Genomic DNA, 22,034 nt, shown 5'->3' on the forward strand with positions numbered 1-22,034 from the left:
ACCTTTATTTGAAATGCTTATAACTAATAACAATATTAATTATAACCTAAATTTAGAATTTGTTATATTAAATATGTAAGCGATAATAAGTTAAAGGAGTTTTATTATGAGTAGACTTAGATCAGGTAAATATTCAGTTGTTGCTAAAGAGTACGAAGGCGAAACGATGCCTTTAGAAGTTGAGATTGAGGAAGATAAAATTCAAAAAATTACTCCACAAAGAGAAGCTACTACAGGACTAGAAGATATAGTCTTTACAACTTTAAGCAAGAAGATCATTGATTCTCAAAGTTTAGATGTTGATGCTGTAACTGGTGCAACTCATTCTAGTAAAGGTTTAATTGAAGCAGTTGGTGAAGTTATCGAAAAAGCAGGTGGCAACAAAGCAGATTATCATTTAATTGAGACTAAATTAAATTTAGCAGATGATGATGAATTCGTATCAGATACTAAACTAAACAAAAAAGAATACGCTGAATGGCGTAAGGTTCCTGAAAAAGTTGATAAGGAAATTAATACAGACTTCTTAATTGTTGGTGCTGGTATTGCCGGCTTGGCTTCAGCTGTACAAGCACGTCAGGAAGGTCTTGATACATTAGTCATTGAAAAGAATGGATTTGTAGCAGGTAACGGTGGTGGCGTTGAAGGTATCTTTGGTATTAATACTAAATTGCAAAAAGAAGCTGGCATTCATGCTGAGCCAGAAGATATTATTGCTAAGGAAGCAGAATTGGGCCAATATCGTGTAGATGGATCATTTTGGGTAGACTTAATTAAAAACTCTGCAGACAATATTAACTGGTTAATTGATCTAGGAGTACAATTGACTATAGTTGATGATTACCATGGTACTTGTATGTTTCCAACGTTCCATTGGTTTAAAGGGGGGTTTGCTTCAATTGGATATGTACCTTACATGAAGAAGAAAGCTGATGAATTAGGCTCTAAATTCATGCTTGACACCAGTGCAATTAGCGCTATTGATGAAAATGGTGTTATTAAGGGAGTTTATGCCAAGACTACAGATGGAATTGTAAAGATTAATGCTAAAGCTACGTTGTTAGCAACTGGTGGTGTAGGTCATAGTGCTAAGTTAATTAGGAAACAAGGTTGGTCAACTAAGAACTTACATTACTGCTCAATGCCTTCTAATACTGGTGACGGTTACCAAATGGCCATGTCATTAGGCGCTAAAGATATGCTTAAAGAATCACCAGAGTTCATGATGAATTATATTCAAGCTTTACCTCATGAAGGTGTTCACTTATATATTGATCCGATTAACGGCTTTATGTCGCTCCCGTCAGGTGGTCCAGTTGTGTTCGTTAATCAAAATGGTAGAAGATTTGTGAACGAGAATGTTAAGAAATATAATCTTCTTTACCAGCGTATGGCTATTAAATCAACTAAGGTTACTTATGAAATCTTTACTCAAGATATTTATGATCAAATTACCAAGGGTGTAAAGGACGCTGACAAGATTTTGGCTAAAGCTGTTAAGACTAATGAAGGTGACTCATTATACAAGGCAGATACAGTTGAAAATTTAGCTAAAGCAGTAAGTCTTCCAGTTGAACAAGTAGTTGAGACTATTAAACAATATAATAAGTGTGCTGTAGCAGGCAAGGATGCGGAGTTTAATAAAGATAAAGAAACTTTGATTCCAATTAATAGAGCTCCTTACTATATTGCTCGTCTCGATCCGTCTAACTTAATTGGTATTGGTGGTGTCGGCTCTAACCAAAAGTTTGAAGTTATTGATGATAAATTTGAAAAGATCCCTGGTTTGTACGTGGTAGGAATGGACTCAACCATGCAATATCGTGATGTTTATACTATTACTTTGGGGGGATCAGCTTGTGCTCATGACATTAACTCTGGCCGTCATGCGGCTATGAACGCTAAAGAATACATTAAATCTATATAAAGCTAGGTAAAAAAGCCGATTTATAAACAGCTTGTATTATGATAATTTATGAATATATAAAATATTATAAATTATCAATGAATAGAAGAACAAATCAAGAAATTAATAATAAATCTCCGATGATTATCCCATTTGTTTTGAGCCCAGTAATAGGTTCATTGATCGGTTATTTTGCAACAGTAATTGGTTTTGTTAAGCCGCTAAGTGTCTTGGTACCGTGGACAACGCCGCCTATATTAAGTGGTATTTTAGCTAGTGCAGGAGATTGGAAAGTTGTTATAGTTCAAATTGTTATTTTAGCAGTCTGTACACTGTTTTATATACCTTTTATTAAAATTTCGGAAAGAGTAGCTATAAAACAAGCACAATTGTCACAAGATTAAAATAAATAGCTTATATTTCGTAAAAAACCTGTTAATCAAGTTGTTTAATATTGATTAACAGGTTTTTTAGATATTAGTTAACCCTTAACGTTAGGATCATCATGACCATAAGAATTTTTCAGATTAATTTGACCATTTCTTTTTTGGCTAATCAATTCACTTTTTTCTTCTTGGGCTCTATTTTTAGCATATTTTAAAGCATCTTCTTTGCGATCAAATAATTTTGAAGGCTTTTTATTGCCTTCTAAGCGCACTCCCCATTGTTCTCCATGGGTTACTACCCAAACATTTTTACCAATTTTTTCTTCACTCATAGTGTTACCTCTTTTCGTAATATTTAAGATAATTATACAACCATCTTTTAGAAAGCGGTAACATTTGAGCGCGGTAGTGTATTTTATGTTGACGAATACTTCATAATAAATAAAATCACAATCAAAACTAACCGAGATTTTGTTTGTTCAAAACTAAAAACTAGGCAAAGACATCTGATTACGATTAATACACTACATACTGATAAAATAATACTTACTTTTATTTGCTTACCAACCTTGCTTTTCACTTTAAATTAAACCATATTGACTTGTTTTTTGACTAGTAAATCTTTAAAATCTAATTGGAGGTTTTTATGAATAAAATAAAGGTAATGTCGGTTTTTGGTACTAGGCCAGAGGCAATTAAAATGTCTCCCTTAGTGTTGAAATTGCAGTCTGATGATCGTTTTGAAGCTGTGACAGTTGTTAGTGCACAACATCGAGAAATGTTAGATCAGGTTCTTGATATTTTTAAAATTACCCCAGACTATGATTTTAATATTATGAAGAAAAACCAAACTCTTGAGGAAATTACTGCTAAGGTAATGATAGATCTGGCTACTGTAATAAAAAAAGAAAATCCGAATATTGTATTAGTTCATGGCGATACGACAACGAGTTTTGCAGCTAGTTTAGCGAGTTTTTATGAGCAATGCAGAATTGGGCATGTTGAAGCTGGATTGAGGACATGGAATAAATATTCACCATTTCCTGAAGAAATGAATCGACAAATGACGGATGATCTTAGTGACCTTTATTTTGCTCCAACCCAAACTAGTAAGGAAAACTTGTTGCGTGAAAATCATCAAGCAAAAAATATTTTTGTTACTGGTAATACAGCAATTGATGCACTTGAACAGACGGTGCAAAAAAACTATCATCATAAGGTCTTGGATTTAATTCAGCCTGGTAACCGAATAATTTTGGTAACCATGCATCGACGAGAAAATCAAGGTGCCCCCATGCGTCGCGTTTTTAAGGTTATGAAAGAGATTGTTGATAGCCATGAAAACGTGGAAATTGTTTACCCAGTTCATTTGTCACCTAAGGTTCAACGGGTTGCGCACGAAATTTTAAGTAACCATCCCCGGATTCACTTAATTGCTCCTCTAGATGTAGTTGATTTTCATAATCTTGCTAAGCGTAGTTATTTTATTATGACAGATTCCGGTGGTGTACAAGAAGAGGCGCCAGCACTAAATAAACCGGTTTTAGTCTTAAGAGACACCACTGAACGACCAGAAGGCGTTAAGGCTGGAACCCTAAAATTAGTTGGTACCGAGGTTGCTGAAGTTCGCAAAGCGATGCTTGAATTACTGGACAACAAACAAATATATGACCAAATGTCACATGCCCAAAATCCTTATGGAGATGGGCACGCTTGTGACAGAATAATTGACGATATAGCATATTACTTTGCTAAAGATAAAATGATTAGACCTGCTGATTTTAGTTAAAAATTGGTTTGGATGTAAATATAATGGTCAAAAGTTCACGTAAAAAGCCCGGAGAAACAAGTTCTTCGGGCTTTTTACTAATCGTTATTTTTCTTATACGACTTAATTTTTCTTTTAGCTTTTTCAATCATTGATGTTTCCTGTGCTTGGAAAACGGATCTAGTAGTCAAATAGTTGAAAATACCAATTAAGAGTTGATCGATTATTTTTACCCATAAAGCATTAAGATGCAACCAGGAAAGTCCCACTAACATAATTAAACTATCAGGAATTAAGCTGATGATTCTATATGTAAAGAAAACAATTAGCTTCTGCCAAGTTGAATGTTCATGATCAACATTATTTGTAAAAACTGCAGTTTGATTAAAATAAAATGATGCTAAATTTGAAGTCACAAATGCAATCGTATTAGAAACCAAAACGACACTGTGCCACCACTTGTGTAGAACCATAAAAACAACGGTATTGATTAGGGCAGCAATAAAGCCAAAAATCATATACACAAATAAATTTCTGTGACGCTTAACCAAGTTTTGAGCTAAGTGATGAATTTTAGGATCAGAGGTTGAGTCAAATTGATTGAAATCGTTTTTGTTTTTAATCATTTAATTGTTCAGCCATTTCTTTAGCAGCGTGGTCAATCATGGTAATAGCATCATCATCGGGTGCATTCTCAATTGTAACCGGTTTGGTAATTTCTTTAGCACCTATCTGTTTAAATATTTTTTCAAAATCAAAGACATTTTCACAAAAATGATCCGCATAAACTTTATCACCACTACCCATAACTGCAAAATATTTCCCAGTTAAGTCCAAATCCTTTAATTGATCATAAAAGTCCAATAGATCATCGGTCATATTGCCCTCACCATATGTATAAGTGACAAATACACACAAATCACTTGCTAAATAATCACTGGCATCAGTAAATTCGGCTTCACTTGTTTCAACGTCAAAGCCATAATCTTGCAGATCTTCTTCTAAGATTTCTGCTATATCTGCATCATTGCCTGTCATGCTTGCGTAGACAATTCTCGCATTCATACTATCCATACCTTTCACATATTGGTTTATCATAATATTATACATAAATTCATAAGGTTGATAAAATTTTTTGGTAAACTTTTAAAAAATGCAATAAAAAAGATATAATTAAGAAAAAAATTATTTTACAAGAGGAGAAGTTAAATTTGATTACAATTAAATCTGTTCGGGAACTTAAAGGAATGCAAGCTTCGGGACGACTTTTAGCATCAATGTTTGAAGGACTTCGTGATGTAATTAAGCCGAAAATAACCACTTGGGAAATTGAAGAATTTTGTCAAAAATTCGTTAAAAGCCGAGGTGGGCGATTATCCGAACAAGGATTTGAAGGATACAAATATGGTACTTGTATTTCAGTTAATGATCAGATTGCCCATGCTACGCCACGCAAGGATACTATTTTAAATGAAGGTGATTTGGTAAAAGTTGACGTCACCTGTAATTTAAATGGTTTTGAAACGGATTCGTGTACAACATATGCGGTGGGTGACATTTCTGATGAAGATCGTGATCTAATGGAAACGACAAAGAAAGCGATGTATCTTGGGATCGATCAGGCGGTTTTAGGCAACAGAATTGGAGATATTGGAGCTGCAATTCAACATTACGTTGAACAAGTGCATCATTATGGTGATGTTAAGGAATTAGTTGGTCATGGAATTCAACCAAGTATTCATGAAGACCCCGAAGTGCCTCACTGGGGTAAAGCTGGTCATGGGTTACGTCTTCGTGAAGGAATGACTATTACCTGTGAACCAATGGTTGAAGCTGGCGGGGATTGGCGAATTGAGCAAAAAAGTGTGAATGATCCAAATGATGATTGGGTATTTTATGCCACACCAGATGGTTCTAAATCAGCCCAATTTGAGCATACATTTGCAATTACAAAGGATGGTCCTAAAATTTTGACTTTACAAAAACCATATGATGGTTATGAAAAATATTTACCGCATTTTGATGAAATGGATGACTAAAGTGAATGGTTAAAAAAGCTGGGTCAGCTAAGTCAAGAATAGTTTTATTTTACAAAACGGTTTCACAGAAATTTACTCAAGGAGAAGTTCTAACAAGTGCAATTGCAATTGCTTACTATGTTTTGTTTTCAATATTTCCTTTAATTATTATTATTGGAAATATTTTGCCGTTATTTCATATTGATACAGGACCAATCGCAAGTTACCTAAAGCTGATTTTTCCTGATAGAATTGCTAAATTTATCATGCCAATTATTAATTCACTACTAAAAAACAAATCTACGGGTTATATTTCATTTGGTATTGTTTTAGCACTCTGGTCAGTTTCTTCATTAGTTAATGCAATTCGAATAGGAATGAATCGAATTTATGGTGTTCGGATGGTTGAATTACAACAAAAGTTACTAATTACTGTTTGGACGCGCTCAATTACCATTATTTTGACCAATCTAATGATTATTAGTTTTACTTTGCTTAGTTTAACCTTCATTTTTGGTCAACAGACTTTGGAATTTTTACGTCCGATTTTTTCGATTTCAATTGGTGATTTAGAAAAAGTATTTAATTATCGTTATCCGGTAGTAATTATTACTATGCTTGGTGCTTTATATTATTTGAACTATTTTTTGCCAAATATTAAGTTGAAGAAAAGGGTAATCTGGCCAGGAGTTTTTACTACATTAATTGGGTGGCTGTTATTATCATGGCTTTTTGGATTTTATCTTCATCATTTTCATATTAGTTGGGAAAATTATGGCATTATTGGTACCTTTATTATCTTTATGTTATGGTTAAATATCTCTTCGATTTTATTTTTAATTGGAACATGTGTTAATGCGGCTATCGTAACACTTAATTATGGTGAAGTTCAGTATTCAGTTGGTCATTTAGCTGAATATATTCAAAAAAAACGCAGAACTTAGTACTGGAACCAGATAAATAAATTTTGTATATTAAAGAATAAAAGTATAAAAGAAAGTGTATAAAGTATGAAAGTAAGGAAAGCCATTATTCCGGCTGCCGGGCTTGGTACAAGATTTATGCCGGTTACTAAGGCAATGCCCAAAGAAATGTTACCGATTGTTGATAAACCAACAATTCAGTTTATTGTTGAGGAAGCTAAAAAATCGGGAATTGAAGATATTTTAATTATAACTGGAAAAAATAAGCGCCCAATTGAAGATCATTTTGATTCAAATCCTGAATTGGAGCAAAATTTGCAGGAAAAGGGCAAGACGGGGTTGTTGAAAATGTCACGGGAAATCACCCATTTAGGCATTAATATTTATTATACTAGGCAGCCTTATCCTGCGGGGCTAGGTGATGCGATAGCCCGTGGTCGAAGTTTTGTTGGTGATGAGCCATTTGTTGTGATGCTCGGTGATGACTTAATGATGGATGAAGTTCCACTAACAAAGCAGCTGATTAATCGCTATAATAAAACTCATGCTTCAACAATTGCGGTTATGAAAGTGCCTCACGATGAAGTGTCGAAGTATGGAGTAATTGAACCAGCAAGTGAAATTATGTCGGGCTTAATTAATGTAAAATCATTTGTAGAAAAACCGGATATTGATAAAGCTCCAAGTGATTATGCGATTATTGGAAGATATTTATTAACTCCAGAGATTTTTGGGATTTTGGCCAATCAAAAACCTGACAAGGGTGGCGAGATTCAATTAACTGATGCAATTGACACTATGAACAAAACACAGCGTGTTTTTGCTCATGTTTTTGAGGGGACACGTCATGATGTTGGTAATAAGGAAAGTTATCTAGAAACATCAATTGAATATGGGTTGAAACATCCCGAAACACGTGATGCATTGCGTAAATACATTATTGAGTTAGGAAAGAAATTACAGTCTGATAAGCATAAGAATAGTTAATTTGATATTCGATGCAAGGGAATCATAAGAAGTGATTTCTTTTTTTGTGTAAATTTTTCTAAATCTCGGTTTAATTACTATTATCAGAGATTGAAATTCGGTAAGATGCAGTTAAATTATTTTGCTAGGAGAAAATTTAATGAAAGATATCTTTGTCGTTGCGGCTAAACGAACACCATTTGGACGATATAATGGCATTTGGTCTAGTCAAAATGCTATTGAACTGGGTCAGTTGGCGCTGACTGAAACACTAAAAAGTATTGAATTAGATGCTAATGAGCTTGATGCATTAGTAATGGGAAATGTATTAGGAGTAACTTTGGGGCAAAATATGGCAAGGCAGGTTGCTCTAGGCGTAGGAATGAGAAAAACGAGCAGCAGCGTTACGATCAATGAAGTTTGTGGTTCCAGTTTGAAAGCATTAAGGCTTGCTCAGGGTCAAATGGAATTAGGAGACTTTAAGCTAGTTGCAGTTGGGGGCGCAGAAAGTATGACTAATGCGGCATATTTTTCTTCGGATAAAAATGGCCAAAATATTCAAAGTGAAATGATTGCCAATGGACTAACGGACGCTTTTTCAAAAATGCATATGGGTTTGACAGCCGAACAAGTCGCGCATAAATATCATGTTTTGCGAAAACAAATGGATGAATATAGCATTAGTTCACATCAAAAAGCTGCATCTGCAATGCACCAAGGTTTATTTAATGATGAAATTATTCCGATAAAACGTGGTAAACAAATTATTACCCATGATGAAAATATTCGTGAAAATACCAACTTAGCCGCTTTAAGTAAATTAAAGCCCGCATTTAAAGAAAATGGCCTGATAACAGCAGGTAATTCTTCACCTTTAAGTGATGGCGCAAGTATGGTAATTTTAGCAACTGCTGATAAGGTAAAAGAGTTAAATTTACAGCCTTTAGCGCGTTTAGGTGCATATGCAGAATCTGGTAACGATCCATCTTATATGGGCTATGCCCCATACTATGCTGTCCAAAAGTTACTTAAGCAAAATGATAGACAAGTTAATGATTATGATGTAATTGAAGTTAATGAGGCTTTTGCAGCACCAAGCGTTGCTTTGGCAAGAGATTTGGCAATTCCAACTGATAAGCTTAATATTTTGGGCGGTGCAATTGCTTTAGGCCATCCTTTGGCAGCTACGGGTACGCGGTTAGTTTCTTCAGCAATTACAGCAATGAAATATGTTAATGGGTATAGAGCACTAGTTACTTTGTGCATTGGCGGTGGCCAAGCAATTGCTTGTGAATTAATTAGAGATTTTTAAATGAAGTTTTACGAATTATCGCCTCAAAAAAGACGATTGTGGCTTGAAAACCAGGGAATTAAACTTGATTGGATTGATTCCGAAGTTTTATCTAGTCTTAATCAATTAAGTGAAAATGTTGTTGGTCAACTACGTTTACCTGTTGGACTGATTAAAAATTTAATAGTTAATGATCATCATTATATTGTCCCGTTAGCAACAGAAGAGCCTTCGGTGGTGGCTGCTGCTAATCATGGAGCAAGCCTCTTTGCTCAAAGTGATGGTGTTAGTGCAAAGAGTTATCGTGATGGAATTTATGGTCAAATTGTGATGCAAGTTACACCAGACTTTCATCTTCATCAATTAACTGCTAACTTGTCTGAAATAATTGAAAAAACTAATCAGCATTTTCTGAATTTAGTTAATCATGGTGGAGGAGTAAGAAAAATTGTTGCCAAACACCAGCAAGAATTACTTTATCTAAAAGTCTTAATTGATCCTGCTGAAGCAATGGGAGCTAATCGTGCAAATACAATATTAGAATTTATGGCAATCGAACTAGTCAAATTTTCAACGATTCAGCAAAAATTATTTGCAATCCTATCGAATTATCCAAGTCAACTGACAACAGCAAAAGTCAAACTTGGGGTTGATCAAATTGGAGGTAAGGCAATTGCCAAGCGAATTGCCTTATTAAGTCAAATAGGGCAAACCGATGTTTTTCGTGCCGTGACAAATAATAAGGGAATTATGAATGGAATTGATGGGGTATTATTGGCGACTGGAAATGATACTAGAGCAGTTGAAGCTGCTTGTGGTGTTTGGGCAAGTCAGAATGGGACTTACACAAGTCTAAGTCAGTGGCAAATTAAAGATGATAACTTAATAGGAGAGCTTACTGTACCTTTAGCTATAGGAACAGTTGGTGGCTCAATTAAAGTTAGAAATGATATTCGTCAGAATTACCGCATTTTAGGTAAGGAAATTACTAGTGCGGAGTTGGCGGAAGTAATTGCAGCAACGGGATTAGCTAACAACTTAGCAGCACTTTTAGCTATTGCGACAACAGGCATTCAACAAGGACACATGAAATTGCAGGCAAGAAATATTGTTGCTGAACTAAATGCAACCGAGGATGAAAAAAAGATTGTTTTGCAACAAATGGTGCAATTACAACAATATTCGCAAACTGAGGCGCTTAAGTTACTGAACAAAATTAGAGAGGGAAAATAATGCAAGTAGGAATTGATCAGATTGGCTTTTATACACCTAACAAATATGTTGATATGGTAGATTTAGCTACTGCGCGCGGGGAAGATCCTAATAAGTATCTTATCGGAATTGGTCAAAAAAGAATGAGTGTAGCTGATTCATCTCAAGATGCAGTATCAATGGGAATTAATGCTACGCTAAGCTATATTGATCAGGTTGATTGTGATCAGGTTGGATTGCTTTTAATGGGAACTGAAAGTGGGGTCGATCAATCAAAATCTGCATCTTTGTTTGTCAAGAGTGCCTTGAAATTGAGGCCAGAAGTACGTACATTTGAAATTAAAGAAGCTTGTTTCGGGATGACTGCAGGTATTATGACAGCATGTGATTATATTCGGGCACATCCTGATCGTAGTGCAATTGTAATTGGCAGTGATATTGCAAAATATGGCGTGGGTAGTGCGGGAGAAGTTACTCAAGGTGCAGGAAGTGTCAGTGTCTTATTAAAAGCAAAGCCGCGTATTTTAAGTATTAATTCTGGCTATAGTGCTTATAGCGCTGACGTTAATGACTTTTGGCGACCGAATAATTCACCTATTGCACTCGTTGATGGCAAGTATTCTAAAGAAGTATATCTTGACTTTTTTACTCGAACATTTGCTGCTTATCAACGACAAATGAATTATCAAGTTAGTGATTTTGCAGCTCTTGTTTATCACTTACCATTTGTCAAAATGGGATATAAAGCCAATCAATTAGCTATAGCAAATCAAAATGAGATTGTTCAAAAAAGGTTAGAGCAAAATTTTGGTTTATCTTCTTATTATAGTCGTAATGTGGGGAATATTTATACTGCTTCACTATATTTGAGTTTGCTTAGCTTATTGGAACAAGGTAAACTTAATTCAGATTCTTTAATTGGCTTTTTCTCTTATGGCTCAGGAGCAATGGGAGAATTTTATTCAGGCAAAATTGTGTCTGGTTATGAAAAAATGCTTACTCCAAATACTAATAAGCAAATGCTTGCGCGCAGAAAAAAAATAAGCATTACCGAATATGAACAAATCTTTAATCAATCGTTAGTACTGCCCCAAGATAATCACTTCTTAGATAGCGATGAAGAAAATGGCTACTGGTATTTTGCGGGTACAAATCAACATATCCGTCAATATAAACAAAAATAAAGTTGCATTTAGAATATCTGCAATTTTACATTAATATGATTGAGTTGCTTTCAGGCAAAATTCGGATCCCATATATAGGGATCTTTATTTGATTATTTAAAAAATATATAGGAAGTTCATGGTCATGCAAATGTTGGATTAAATTATTTAATTTTTTCTTAGTCATTGGCTTGTTACCGGAATAAAGTAGGCATTCGCTTTGAGAAATTTTCAACTTTGCTAGTGGTTGGGGATGGCCTTGAGCTGTCAAATAAATGGTTGTTTGTGGATTTAAATCATTGGTTAATTGTAATAATTCAGTTAGTCTCATATTTATACTCTATACAATTCAAAAAAATGTTATACTATTCGATATTTGAATTAGAAGGCGGTTTATCATTGAAACACTTAAAGCATCGAAAAATTTGTTTTTCATTAATTGGTCTTGTATTAGTAACACTGTTACTTTTCATCGGTGCGGGTTTTTATTTTTTTAAACTTGCTTGTGTTCCGGGACCTAAAAGTTTTCTGAACTCATCTAGTAAAACCATTAAAAAATCGGATCCACTATATCGAGAAAAAACTTGGTTTAAAAAAGTTCATAAGCAAAAATGGTATATAAGTTCGGCCGATCATCGATATCGGTTAGATGCTAATTATATCCCAAGCAATAGTTCTTATAAGACCGCGGTTATTTTGCCAGGCTATATGGATACTAAGGAAGATATGGGTGAATATGACGCACTTTTTCATCAAATGGGTTATAACACCTTAACTCCAGATCCTCGTTCTCAAGGTAAGAGTGAAGGAAAATATATTGGTTATGGGTGGCCAGAAAAAGATGATGTCAAAAAGTGGATCAATCTGATAATTAAAAAAGAGGGTTCTAAGCAACAAATTGTCGTGTATGGTTTGAGCGCGGGAGCGGCAACAACAATGATGGTTAGTGGACTTGAGTTACCCAAACAGGTAAAAGCCTTTGTGGAAGATTGTGGTTATACAAGTGTTAAAGATGAAATAGAACATGAAGCTCAAGTTCTTTATCATATGCCAGCTTTTCCCCGTTTTCCGTTAGTCGAAATTTTGAGTGGCATTAATAAACTTAAGGTAGGCTACTTTATGAAAGATGGATCTAGTGTCAATCAACTGCATAAAAATCATCGTCCAATGTTGTTTATTCATGGAAATTGCGATACTTTTGTTCCGACAGATATGGTTTACACTAACTATCAAGCGACAAAGGGGCCCAAAGAATTATGGGTGACGTCTAAAGCTAAACATGCGAAGTCGTTTGCCGATCACCCACGAGCTTACCGTAAACATATTGAAACTTTTTTGGATAAGTATATCAAATAAAGGCTAAAACAATTGCAAATGTTCACCTAAAATTGATATGAAGAATTGTGGTAAAGGTAATATTGATATCAATAATTTTTATCTTTATAATTTATCTTGCCAAAAATGTAAAGCTCCAAGCATTTTGCTTGAAGCTTTTTAGTAATAATAGTTTTTAAACTAGGACTATTATTACTTGATCAAATCATCTTAAAGTTAACTTGACGATGCATTCACAACGTGGTGTTTGTGGCAACATGTCAATGTTTTCAATTAAACGAACATCGTAACTATCGCTTAATAAAACAAGATCTTGTGCTAGTGTTGAAGGATTGCAAGAAATGTAAACAAAAGTTTTGGGTTTGATTTTAAGCAAAGTCTTGATTAAACTTTTAGCTAGACCAGTTCTTGGTGGATCAACAATTAAAGCATCAACCACAATACCATTATGTTCAAGTTCTGGCAGAATTTTTTCAACGCTTCCTTGAATATAATTAGCATTCTTAATATGGTTCAGTTCAACATTGTGATTAGCATCTGCAACGGCTTCCGGAATGGATTCGATTCCAATGACTTGTTTAACACGCTCAGCAGCCAGAATACCTAGCGTACCAACCCCACTATATGCGTCAATTAAAGTATCATCGGCGGATAAATCTAAAAACTTTAAAGCATGAGAGTACAAGGTAGCAGTTTGAATGGGATTTAATTGAAAAAATGCTCGCGGAGAAAGCGCAAATTTTTTGCCTAAAATTTCATCGATAATTTGATTTTTTCCCGCTAGTTTAACAGTTTTATTACCCCAGACTTGAGGGTTATGCCAATTTGTTTCATTTTGATAAACACTAACAACATCGGTTAGATTCATGATTTGCTTACTTAAGGCTGGCAAATTTTTAATAACATGACCGATAGTAATTAAAGTAACTTGAATTTCTTTGGTGGATTGCGCCTGACGGACAACAACTGTTTTTATACCATCTAAATGGCGAAAAGGATCGGCGATTGGCACATGCAGTTTTTCAATTAAATGCTTAATTTGCCGCTCGGTTTTCTGAGTTATTTCACTTTGTGTCGGCATTAATGGTAAATCTTGCAGTTTATGAGTATTGGGTGTAAATAACCCGAGACTGATTTGATGACGGTGCTGCTCAATTTGATATTGAGCTTTGTTACGGTAGCCCCATTCATCTGGAGCTGGAATGGTGGGTTTTACTTTATATTTGTTATATCCTCGAGGATGAAATTTTTTAAGCGCTTCGAGAAGATTATCACGTTTAAATTCAAGTTGTTTAGCGTAAGAGAGGTGTGCTAATTCTAAACCTCCTGTTGCTGGATTAACACCTTGAGGAAATGGTACTCGATCTGGACTCTTTTCTTTGATACGCATTAATTCGGCTTGAATATAGTGTGGAAATTCTTTAATAATTTTGGCAACAACCACTTCGTTAGGTAGTGCTCCAGGAATAAAAATTATTTTTTTGCGATAGTAGCCGATTCCTTCACCATTAATTCCAAGGCGCTTAACTGTAATAATAACGTCTTTTTCTTTTGTTTCTTTTTGATTTAATTTGTTAGACATAATAATTCTTTCTACAATAAATGTTAATGTTAATAATTAATTGTACTACTCAGGAAAACTTTTTAGCAAGAAGTAGAGAAATTTGCTAGCATGTAAATAAACAAAAAAGAAAGGTGAACCGTAATGGCAATTATTACTAAAGTAAGCAATCAGAAAAAGCCTGGTAGATATAATATCTTTTTAGATGGTCAATATGCCTTTTCTGCAAGCGAGCAGACTGTTGCAAAATTCTTACTGCTAAAGGGGCAGGAATTAGTACCAGAAAAAATACACCAAGTTAAGCAATATGATCTTGACGCTAAGGCAACAAATTTAGCATCAAAGTATTTGAGTTATGAACCACGTACAATTTATGAGGTTTTACAATATTTAAGTAAACACAATATTGATGAAGAATCTGCTCAAAATGCAGTTAATCAACTCAGTGAAATGGGATTTTTGGATGATCAAAAATATGTTGCACTAGCTTTGAGTCAAAATTTGCGTATTGGAACCGATGGTCCCGCCAGTTTTTCGCAAAAGATGCTTCAAAAAGGAATTACCTCAGAAATTGTTCAGTTACAATTGGCTAAAATTAGCGATGACCAGTGGTTAGATGCTGGTACACGGGTTATTAAATCAATGAAAAATCAGGTAGGTAAGTTAGCACAGCGTGAATTAGAAAGGAAAATGCGTACCAAACTATTTAGTCACGGCTTTTCGAGTTCATTGGCTGACAGTATCATTTCTAAAATGAATTTACAACTAGACCAGTGCCAACAACTTGAAGCTTTAAAGAAGCAAGGTATAAAAGCTTATAAACGCTTTCGACGTTTATCGCAAAAAGAACGTGAAATTAAAATGCGCAATTACCTTTATACTCATGGTTTTAGCAGTAATGAAATAGAATCTTTTATTGCTGGCGAAATTATTCCGCTATCTGAGCTTGCTAAATATTAGGAGAAAAAATGAAAAAATCACAAGAAAAAATTATTTTTATTGGCCGTCCATTTGCAGATCAATTAATGGATGAGCAGCGAACTTATACCCAATCTAATATAGAAATGGAACAAGATGAGGTCTTTCAAGAATTTTTGGCTATAAATCAACTAACAAATAATCGTAGTAATTTAATAATTTTTGGTCCTGAAAATTTTATGTATTGGTATGGTGTAACTGTTACTAATCAAGTGGAGGTTCCACAAGGACTAATGCAGTTTGTTCTTCCCCAAGCTGAAGTTGCAATCGAAGAAATTCCTGATCAAAATTTGTCGTACTTTAGTCAACCATTAAATTCAATTTTACCGCTATTTTTTCAAAAGATTAGTAATCAGGGAATTCCAATTTATGAAAATCCAGGAGATAGTAGTACGCCCTATTTTCTTCAAGAACTAAATCTTATTACAAAAAAACTGACCCAGATGATGTATCTTAAGGCCAGTAATTAAAATTTAATGTTGGTTAGGATCAATTGAAAGGTTATCGTATTCTACATAGGCACCTAAACAAGTCGATAAAAGCATGATTAAAAATACAATACCAACAGATTTGCCAACAATTTGATCCAAAGTCAGAAAGTGGCGAATGACAAATGTCGCCATATAACATAAGATAAAGTCCAAAATCATATTAGCGAAGAGCAAAAAATAGCGCCGGCGAATGCTAAAAAAGCGTAACAATTGCTTAAATATACCGTCATTTACTTCTACAGCAAGTAGGTCAACGGGACGCTGAATTGTGGCTTTAATTGCAAACATAATCAGTGCGCCAACAAATGCCCCAATTGCGGTTCGAAATAGATCACCCGAATGCAAAACTAAGGCATTATAACCAATGCCGATGATTGTTAGACTGCATATATAAGGAATTAACAATAAAAAAGTAAAAACAAGTAAAACATGACTTTTTTTCATGGAGAAACCTCATTTCTTACGAGCTATTGTAACATATATGATATGTACATGATATAATGTTATTACTTAACGTGTTATTTTGAGAAAGAGAGAAACAATTATGGCAAGCGACCCTGCTAAGGGGAATTTATTTCGACGATTTAAGAATAAATTTTCCCCTTCAAGCGATGAAGAAACTAAAGAACATTTAACAAAAGAAATAAAAATTTTACATGATCATCAAAAAATTAGTGATGCAGAATTTTCAATGTTAGATGGAGTTTTGGATTTTCAGGGACGGGTAGTCCGTGAAGTAATGGTACCCCGAATCGATGCCTTTATGGTAGATTGCTGTGAGAGCTTTCAAACTAACTTGAAAGAAATTTTACGTGAGCCATACTCAAGGATACCGGTTTATAATCAAGATAAAGATAAAATAGTTGGTGTAATTCATATTAGAACAGTTTTACGTAAGGGCTGGGAAAAAGGCTTTGATAAATTAACTTATGAGGATGTCATGAATCCCCCCTTATTTGCACCAGAAACAACCGATTTAGGTGAATTGTTAGTTGAAATGCAACAAAGTCAGCAACAACTTGCTATTTTAACGGATGAGTATGGAGGAATTGTGGGTCTAGCAACCATTGAAGACTTGATTGAAGAAATAGTTGGCAATATTGATGATGAGGTTGACCATACGGAAGTGTTGTTTAATCAGGTAGCTCCTGACAAGTATGTTATATATGGTAAAATGCCTCTAGATGAATTTAATGAACAATTTGGTACTGAACTTCAAATGGAGAATGTTGATACAGTAGCGGGATTTGTAATTACTAAATTGGGCATTATTCCGGCAAAAGGTGAAAAATTATCTGTTAAACTAGATAACGGTATGATTCTAACCACCAGAAGAATGATTCGTTCAAGATTACAGACGGTCTTATTAACAATACCAGAAAAAACGAATAAGGAAGAAGAGCAAAAGAGTTAATGAGTGAACAGCTTTTAGATAATGTTAAAAAAAGAAGAACATTTGCAATTATTTCTCACCCGGATGCAGGAAAAACAACAATAACTGAGCAAATGCTTCTTTTCGGTGGTGTGATTCGTAATGCCGGTACTGTTAAGGCGCGAAAAACTGGTCATTATGCAACTAGTGATTGGATGGAGATTGAAAAACAACGTGGGATCTCGGTCACTAGTTCTGTGATGCAATTTGAATATCAAGGAAAGAGAATAAACATTCTTGATACTCCAGGACATGAAGATTTTTCTGAAGATACTTATCGGACATTAATGGCTGTCGATTCTGCAGTAATGGTAATTGATTCTGCTAAGGGAATTGAACCGCAAACAAAAAAATTATTTAAGGTCGTTAAGCAGCGTGGCATTCCAATCTTTACTTTTATGAATAAACTAGATCGAGATGGGCGCCCGCCTTTAGATCTAATTGCTGAGTTAGAAGATTTATTGGGAATTGAGGGCGTAGCTATGAATTGGCCAATTGGTTCTGGTCAAACCCTCCAAGGATTATACGATATTGCAAATAATCAAGTTGAACTGTATCATCGAGAAGGTAAACAGCGTTTCTTAAAGCTGAATAATGACGGAACACTGCCAGTTAGTGAAGCTTTCGCGCAAAATCCTCAGTTTCAGGATACATTGGGTGAGATTGAACTGATCAAAGAAGCTGGTAATGTTTTTAACTTGGATAAAATTCTGGCTGGTAATCAAACTCCCGTATTCTTTGGCTCGGCATTAACTAATTTTGGTGTTGAAACTTTTTTGAAGAGTTTTGTTAAGTTAGCGCCAGCACCAGAAAGCCATCAAATTAATGATGGTCAGACACTTAAGCCTGAAGATGAAGAATTTTCAGGATTTGTTTTCAAGATTCAGGCGAATATGAATCCTCATCATCGTGATCGTATTGCTTTTATCAGAGTAGGTAGTGGTGAATTTCAAAAAGGTTTAGACGTTACTTTGGCAAGAACTGGTAAGCAAATTCGTCTTAACAATGCTACTGAGTTTATGTCGAGTGAACGTGTACAAGTTTCTGACGCTGTTGCAGGTGATATCGTCGGCTTATATGATACTGGTAATTTTCAAATTGGAGATAGTATCTATGCAGGAAAAAGTAAAATTGTCTATCAACCTCTTCCTGAATTCACTCCCGAATTATTTGTTCGGGTTAATGCTAAAAATGTTATGAAACAAAAATCATTTCACAAAGGAATGACTCAATTAGTCCAAGAAGGTGCAGTACAGCTTTATCGTAATTATCAAACTGATGAATATATTTTGGGTGCAGTTGGTCAATTGCAATTCGAAGTATTCAAATTTAGAATGAAGAACGAATATAATTCAGAAATTGAAATGACAAATATCGGTCATCGAGTAGCGAGATGGATTGATCCCAAGCAGTTGGATCCGGCAATGTCAAGCAGTCGAAATCTTCTTGTGAAAGATCGCTATGATCAACCACTATTCTTATTTGAAAATCAATTTGCTGAAAGATTTTTTCAAGATAAGTATCCTAATATTAAGCTGACCGAAAAATTATAATAAAAAAGGCTGGAAAATTTTAGTATAGGAATTTAACCATCTTAAATTTGGTTGCTTTTGCTTTAAAGCATAAAATCACACATAATTTTTGATGTATATTACTGTTTCTAAATGAGTATGTGTACAAAAATAAGTAAATGATTATTATTTAGTAAAGATATAAGTATTTACTCTATTATAAGTTATTATTAGTATAAAAGTGAAAGAAGCTGAAGAGCCCAAGAAATATTGTAAAATGTTATTCTATTCAAAAAAAGGTAATACAAATTAAAAATATACGATAATACTTTAAGTCTACAAAAAATAAGCCATGAAGTTTAAACAACTTTCATGGCTTATTTTAAAATATGTCAACAATTTACTTGTCAATATGAACTTCGATTACTCGCTGGCTTTTATCACAAGTCAAGGTATATGACACAGGTTTTTCTTTTACTAAACGCTTGATAACAAATTCGGTTTCTTCTTTACGTACTCGGCGAGAGTGGTTTTCCAAGACAACCCCAATTGCATCATCGCTTTCGGTATATATAACTGAGGTATTGCCTAGAGAATAAACCTTTACATAGTTGACATTAGTAGAATTAAGTTGACTATGTACTAATTCTCGATAACTATTGGTTACATCTATTAAGTGCATGGCATTCACCTGTTTCTTCTGATAGTTTTCTTTTTGCTATAATTACACCACCTATTTTAACATTTTTCTCTAATAAAAAACATCTCAATATTAGCTAATTTACTTATCGTAGATTATTTTGCTGTTTCTTTTTGATCAGTAATGACAATATTATTGTTTTCAATGCTTGCTAAAAGATTTTTAGCAGTAGGGTGATCAAGTTTAAAGTCAGCTACTTTGTCTTCTATTTCTTCCTGAATGGTTCGACGCAGAGGTCGAGCACCCATAGCTGGATTGTAACCGTCATCAACCAGTTTCTTTTTGGCATCATCAGTAACAGTAATTTGTAATCCTTGATTTTTAACCATACTGTTAACATCATTTAGCATTAAGTTGACGATTTTGACTAAATTGTCAACTGATAACTCATTAAATTCAATGACATCGTCTAACCGGTTTAGAAATTCAGGTTTAAAAAATTGACTCATTGAGTTTCGAGCTGATTCGGGTTTATTACTATCATTTTCAGCCGTAAAGCCCACGCTTGTGTTTTTAATTCCTTGTCCAGCGTTTGAAGTCATAATAATAATTGTATCTTTGAAGGAAACCATCCTACCTTGCGAATCAGTTAATCGACCATCATCTAAAATTTGTAAAAATAAATTCATTACAGAAGGATCTGCTTTTTCGATTTCATCCAAGAGAATCAAACTATACGGATTACGCCGAACTCGTTCGGTTAATTGTCCAGCTTCTTCATATCCAACATATCCAGGAGCTGAACCGATTAATTTAGATACTGAATATGATTCCATATATTCCGACATGTCAAAACGAATCATTGCGTCTTCTGAACCAAACATTTGCTTGGCCAATTGTTTAGCCAATTCGGTTTTACCTACACCAGTTGGTCCAACGAAAAGAAATGAGCCAATTGGTCGACCAGATTTATTAAAACCAATTCGATTTCGACGAATAGCACGAGCTAATTTATCGACAGCTTGATCTTGACCAATTACATTAGCCTTTAAGTTAGCAGCTAAATTTTGAAGTTGGTTTTCTTCTTGCTTTTGTAAATCTCCAACTGGTATACCAGTTTTTTCTTCCACAATTTTATTCATGATTTTGCTTGTGATAATAGGAGATTTATCAGGATCAACATTTTGATTCTTCATTTTATTGTATTTTTCAATTTGATCACGGTAGTAAGCAGCTTTTTCGTAGTCCTCATTTTTAAGTGAATCTTGCTTTAATTGTTGGGCTGCTGCGATACGTTCTTGCATTTTTTCTTTATCAACATAAGGAATGGTAAGATTCATTCGAGAGCCGGCTTCATCGAGCAAGTCTATGGCTTTATCAGGTAAAAAGCGATCTTGAATATAGCGTTCGGATAATTCTGCAGCTGCTTTAATAGCATCATCAGTGTAATGAACATGGTGATAATCCTCATAACGTTTTTGAATTCCTTGCAGAATTCGGATAGTTTCTTTAACAGAAGGTTCCTTAACGTCAACTGGTTGAAAACGCCGTGCTAGAGCGGAATCTTTCTCAATTTCACGATATTCTTTTAAGGTTGTAGCACCAACTAATTGTAAATCACCACGAGCAAGGGCAGGCTTAATAATGTTGCCTGCATCCATTCCGCCTTCAGCATTTCCCGCTCCAACAATTTCATGTATCTCGTCGATAAACAAAATAATATCTTTATGACTTTGTAATTCTTTAATCAGCTGCTGCATTCTTTGTTCAAATTGACCGCGGATTCCAGTTCCTTGAACTAATGAAACAACATTCAATGAAACAATACGTTTATCCTGTAATTTAGCTGGAACGGAGCCATCAACTATTTGTTGGGCCAAACCTTCAACAACTGCTGTTTTTCCGACACCGGCTTCGCCGATTAATACTGGGTTATTCTTAGTTCTTCTATTTAATATTTCAATTACGCGGGCAATTTCTTTATCTCGTCCAATGACGGGATCAATTTTCCCTTTCTTAGCGAGTGCTGTTAAATCTGTACCATATTGATCTAGTAATGAACGACCACCAGCGCCATTATTAGAATTTCCCTTGTCCATAGTTGGTTCATCAGCGTTTTGACCGTTAGGATTATTAAAATTATTAAATGGATCACCAAAATCAGAGAATAAACCATTGATATTATTATTCATATTGATGTTTCCTTGTTGCTCTAGTTTTTGATAACATTGGCCACATAAATTAATTTCACGGCTCTGTCCATTAACCTTTGCAAAAAGGTGAATAGAAGCAGGTCGTTTTTGACAATTCTGACAAAGCAAATATATTACCGCCTTTCGCTTTAATTTACGTTTTCTAAATTATATAATTAGCACTCTTAATAATCAAGTGCTAAAGACTGAGACTTAATCCTAAGAAGTTGAAATATGCTACAATATTTTTAAACGGTACAG

Annotated in this window: 21 protein-coding genes and 1 pseudogene; 14 read left to right on the top strand and 8 right to left on the bottom strand. The window is 34.6% G+C overall.

All coding sequences use genetic code 11. From position 1 onward, the window contains the following. The first annotated feature begins 106 nt into the window (after positions 1-106). Together F5ESL0246_RS02315 and F5ESL0246_RS02320 are read left to right on the top strand one after the other, a co-directional pair. A complete protein-coding gene (locus tag F5ESL0246_RS02315) occupies positions 107-1,927 on the top strand; it encodes an FAD-dependent oxidoreductase (RefSeq protein ID WP_122017914.1) in 1,821 nt (606 codons plus the stop codon). Between the two features lie 116 nt (positions 1,928-2,043). Then, positions 2,044-2,310, top strand: a pseudogene (locus F5ESL0246_RS02320) (PTS sugar transporter subunit IIC); the annotation flags it as partial. 77 nt (positions 2,311-2,387) lie between these two features. On the opposite strand, the gene F5ESL0246_RS02325 reads toward F5ESL0246_RS02320, so the two are convergent. Then, on the bottom strand, positions 2,388-2,624 hold the full coding sequence (locus F5ESL0246_RS02325; RefSeq protein ID WP_233551575.1) for a DUF2188 domain-containing protein: 237 nt from the start codon (positions 2,622-2,624) through the stop codon (positions 2,388-2,390). Between the two features lie 314 nt (positions 2,625-2,938). On the opposite strand from F5ESL0246_RS02325, the gene wecB reads away from it, so the two are divergent. Beyond that, positions 2,939-4,081, top strand: coding sequence for a non-hydrolyzing UDP-N-acetylglucosamine 2-epimerase (wecB, locus tag F5ESL0246_RS02330; protein WP_122017915.1), 1,143 nt, complete (start codon positions 2,939-2,941; stop codon positions 4,079-4,081). A 77-nt stretch (positions 4,082-4,158) separates the two neighbouring features. Here the strand turns inward: wecB and F5ESL0246_RS02335 are convergent, their stop codons facing one another. Together F5ESL0246_RS02335 and F5ESL0246_RS02340 are read right to left on the bottom strand one after the other, a co-directional pair. Further along, complete coding sequence (locus F5ESL0246_RS02335) at positions 4,159-4,686, bottom strand: GtrA family protein (RefSeq protein ID WP_122017916.1); 528 nt, start codon at positions 4,684-4,686, stop codon at positions 4,159-4,161. Beyond that, the gene (locus F5ESL0246_RS02340) at positions 4,679-5,125 is read right to left on the bottom strand and encodes a flavodoxin (protein WP_122017917.1); all 447 of its coding nucleotides are present in this window, start codon (positions 5,123-5,125) and stop codon (positions 4,679-4,681) included. The genes F5ESL0246_RS02335 and F5ESL0246_RS02340 overlap by 8 nt, the downstream gene beginning before the upstream one ends. Before the next feature lie 146 nt (positions 5,126-5,271). On the opposite strand from F5ESL0246_RS02340, the gene map reads away from it, so the two are divergent. The 6 genes from map to F5ESL0246_RS02370 all read left to right on the top strand — a co-directional run bounded on the left by map (position 5,272) and on the right by F5ESL0246_RS02370 (position 11,654). Next, a complete protein-coding gene (gene map, locus F5ESL0246_RS02345; RefSeq protein WP_122017918.1) occupies positions 5,272-6,099 on the top strand; it encodes a type I methionyl aminopeptidase in 828 nt (275 codons plus the stop codon). Positions 6,100-6,104: 5 nt separating this feature from the next. Further along, positions 6,105-7,022 (top strand): YihY/virulence factor BrkB family protein, encoded by a 918-nt coding sequence (locus F5ESL0246_RS02350; RefSeq protein WP_122017919.1) that lies wholly within the window; start codon positions 6,105-6,107, stop codon positions 7,020-7,022. A 66-nt stretch (positions 7,023-7,088) separates the two neighbouring features. Further along, positions 7,089-7,988, top strand: coding sequence for a UTP--glucose-1-phosphate uridylyltransferase GalU (galU, locus tag F5ESL0246_RS02355; RefSeq protein ID WP_122017920.1), 900 nt, complete (start codon positions 7,089-7,091; stop codon positions 7,986-7,988). A gap of 139 nt (positions 7,989-8,127) precedes the next feature. Further along, on the top strand, positions 8,128-9,279 hold the full coding sequence (locus tag F5ESL0246_RS02360; protein ID WP_122017921.1) for a thiolase family protein: 1,152 nt from the start codon (positions 8,128-8,130) through the stop codon (positions 9,277-9,279). Then, entirely contained in the window at positions 9,280-10,491 is a 1,212-nt protein-coding gene (locus F5ESL0246_RS02365) for a hydroxymethylglutaryl-CoA reductase, degradative (RefSeq protein ID WP_122017922.1), read from the top strand. Further along, complete coding sequence (locus tag F5ESL0246_RS02370; RefSeq protein WP_122017923.1) at positions 10,491-11,654, top strand: hydroxymethylglutaryl-CoA synthase; 1,164 nt, start codon at positions 10,491-10,493, stop codon at positions 11,652-11,654. Before F5ESL0246_RS02365 ends, F5ESL0246_RS02370 begins: the two co-directional genes overlap by 1 nt. Before the next feature lie 25 nt (positions 11,655-11,679). On the opposite strand, the gene F5ESL0246_RS08115 is transcribed toward F5ESL0246_RS02370, so the two are convergent. Then, positions 11,680-11,964: a hypothetical protein gene (locus F5ESL0246_RS08115; protein WP_122023456.1), complete on the bottom strand. Its 285-nt coding sequence runs from the start codon at positions 11,962-11,964 to the stop codon at positions 11,680-11,682. 26 nt (positions 11,965-11,990) lie between these two features. On the opposite strand from F5ESL0246_RS08115, the gene F5ESL0246_RS02375 reads away from it, so the two are divergent. Next, a complete protein-coding gene (locus F5ESL0246_RS02375) occupies positions 11,991-12,989 on the top strand; it encodes an alpha/beta hydrolase (RefSeq protein ID WP_122018167.1) in 999 nt (332 codons plus the stop codon). A gap of 184 nt (positions 12,990-13,173) precedes the next feature. On the opposite strand, the gene rlmD is transcribed toward F5ESL0246_RS02375, so the two are convergent. Next, complete coding sequence (gene rlmD, locus F5ESL0246_RS02380) at positions 13,174-14,550, bottom strand: 23S rRNA (uracil(1939)-C(5))-methyltransferase RlmD (RefSeq protein WP_122017924.1); 1,377 nt, start codon at positions 14,548-14,550, stop codon at positions 13,174-13,176. Positions 14,551-14,673: 123 nt separating this feature from the next. Here rlmD and recX point away from each other — a divergent pair, with 123 nt between their 5' ends. Together recX and F5ESL0246_RS02390 are read left to right on the top strand one after the other, a co-directional pair. Further along, complete coding sequence (gene recX, locus F5ESL0246_RS02385) at positions 14,674-15,489, top strand: recombination regulator RecX (RefSeq protein ID WP_122017925.1); 816 nt, start codon at positions 14,674-14,676, stop codon at positions 15,487-15,489. 8 nt (positions 15,490-15,497) lie between these two features. Then, the gene (locus tag F5ESL0246_RS02390; protein ID WP_122017926.1) at positions 15,498-15,977 is read left to right on the top strand and encodes a hypothetical protein; all 480 of its coding nucleotides are present in this window, start codon (positions 15,498-15,500) and stop codon (positions 15,975-15,977) included. A 3-nt stretch (positions 15,978-15,980) separates the two neighbouring features. Here F5ESL0246_RS02390 and F5ESL0246_RS02395 read toward each other — a convergent pair whose 3' ends face one another. Then, positions 15,981-16,442: a hypothetical protein gene (locus F5ESL0246_RS02395; protein ID WP_122017927.1), complete on the bottom strand. Its 462-nt coding sequence runs from the start codon at positions 16,440-16,442 to the stop codon at positions 15,981-15,983. Positions 16,443-16,542: 100 nt separating this feature from the next. Between F5ESL0246_RS02395 and F5ESL0246_RS02400 the strand changes: the two genes are divergently transcribed. Together F5ESL0246_RS02400 and F5ESL0246_RS02405 are read left to right on the top strand one after the other, a co-directional pair. Then, positions 16,543-17,412 carry a hemolysin family protein gene (locus F5ESL0246_RS02400; RefSeq protein WP_122017928.1) on the top strand — a complete coding sequence of 290 codons (870 nt, stop codon included), beginning with the start codon at positions 16,543-16,545 and terminating at the stop codon, positions 17,410-17,412. After that, positions 17,412-18,983, top strand: coding sequence for a peptide chain release factor 3 (locus F5ESL0246_RS02405; protein ID WP_122017929.1), 1,572 nt, complete (start codon positions 17,412-17,414; stop codon positions 18,981-18,983). Before F5ESL0246_RS02400 ends, F5ESL0246_RS02405 begins: the two co-directional genes overlap by 1 nt. A 358-nt stretch (positions 18,984-19,341) precedes the next feature. Here F5ESL0246_RS02405 and F5ESL0246_RS02410 read toward each other — a convergent pair whose 3' ends face one another. Together F5ESL0246_RS02410 and F5ESL0246_RS02415 are read right to left on the bottom strand one after the other, a co-directional pair. Further along, entirely contained in the window at positions 19,342-19,623 is a 282-nt protein-coding gene (locus F5ESL0246_RS02410; RefSeq protein ID WP_122018168.1) for a DUF1827 family protein, read from the bottom strand. Positions 19,624-19,736: 113 nt separating this feature from the next. Next, positions 19,737-21,902, bottom strand: a complete 2,166-nt coding sequence (locus tag F5ESL0246_RS02415; protein ID WP_122017930.1) for an ATP-dependent Clp protease ATP-binding subunit — start codon at positions 21,900-21,902, stop codon at positions 19,737-19,739. Positions 21,903-22,034 lie beyond the last annotated feature (132 nt).

Origin of the sequence: Lactobacillus sp. ESL0246 (genome assembly GCF_003692965.1) — a bacterium.
In the GTDB taxonomy this organism is placed as follows: Bacteria; Bacillota; Bacilli; order Lactobacillales; family Lactobacillaceae; genus Lactobacillus.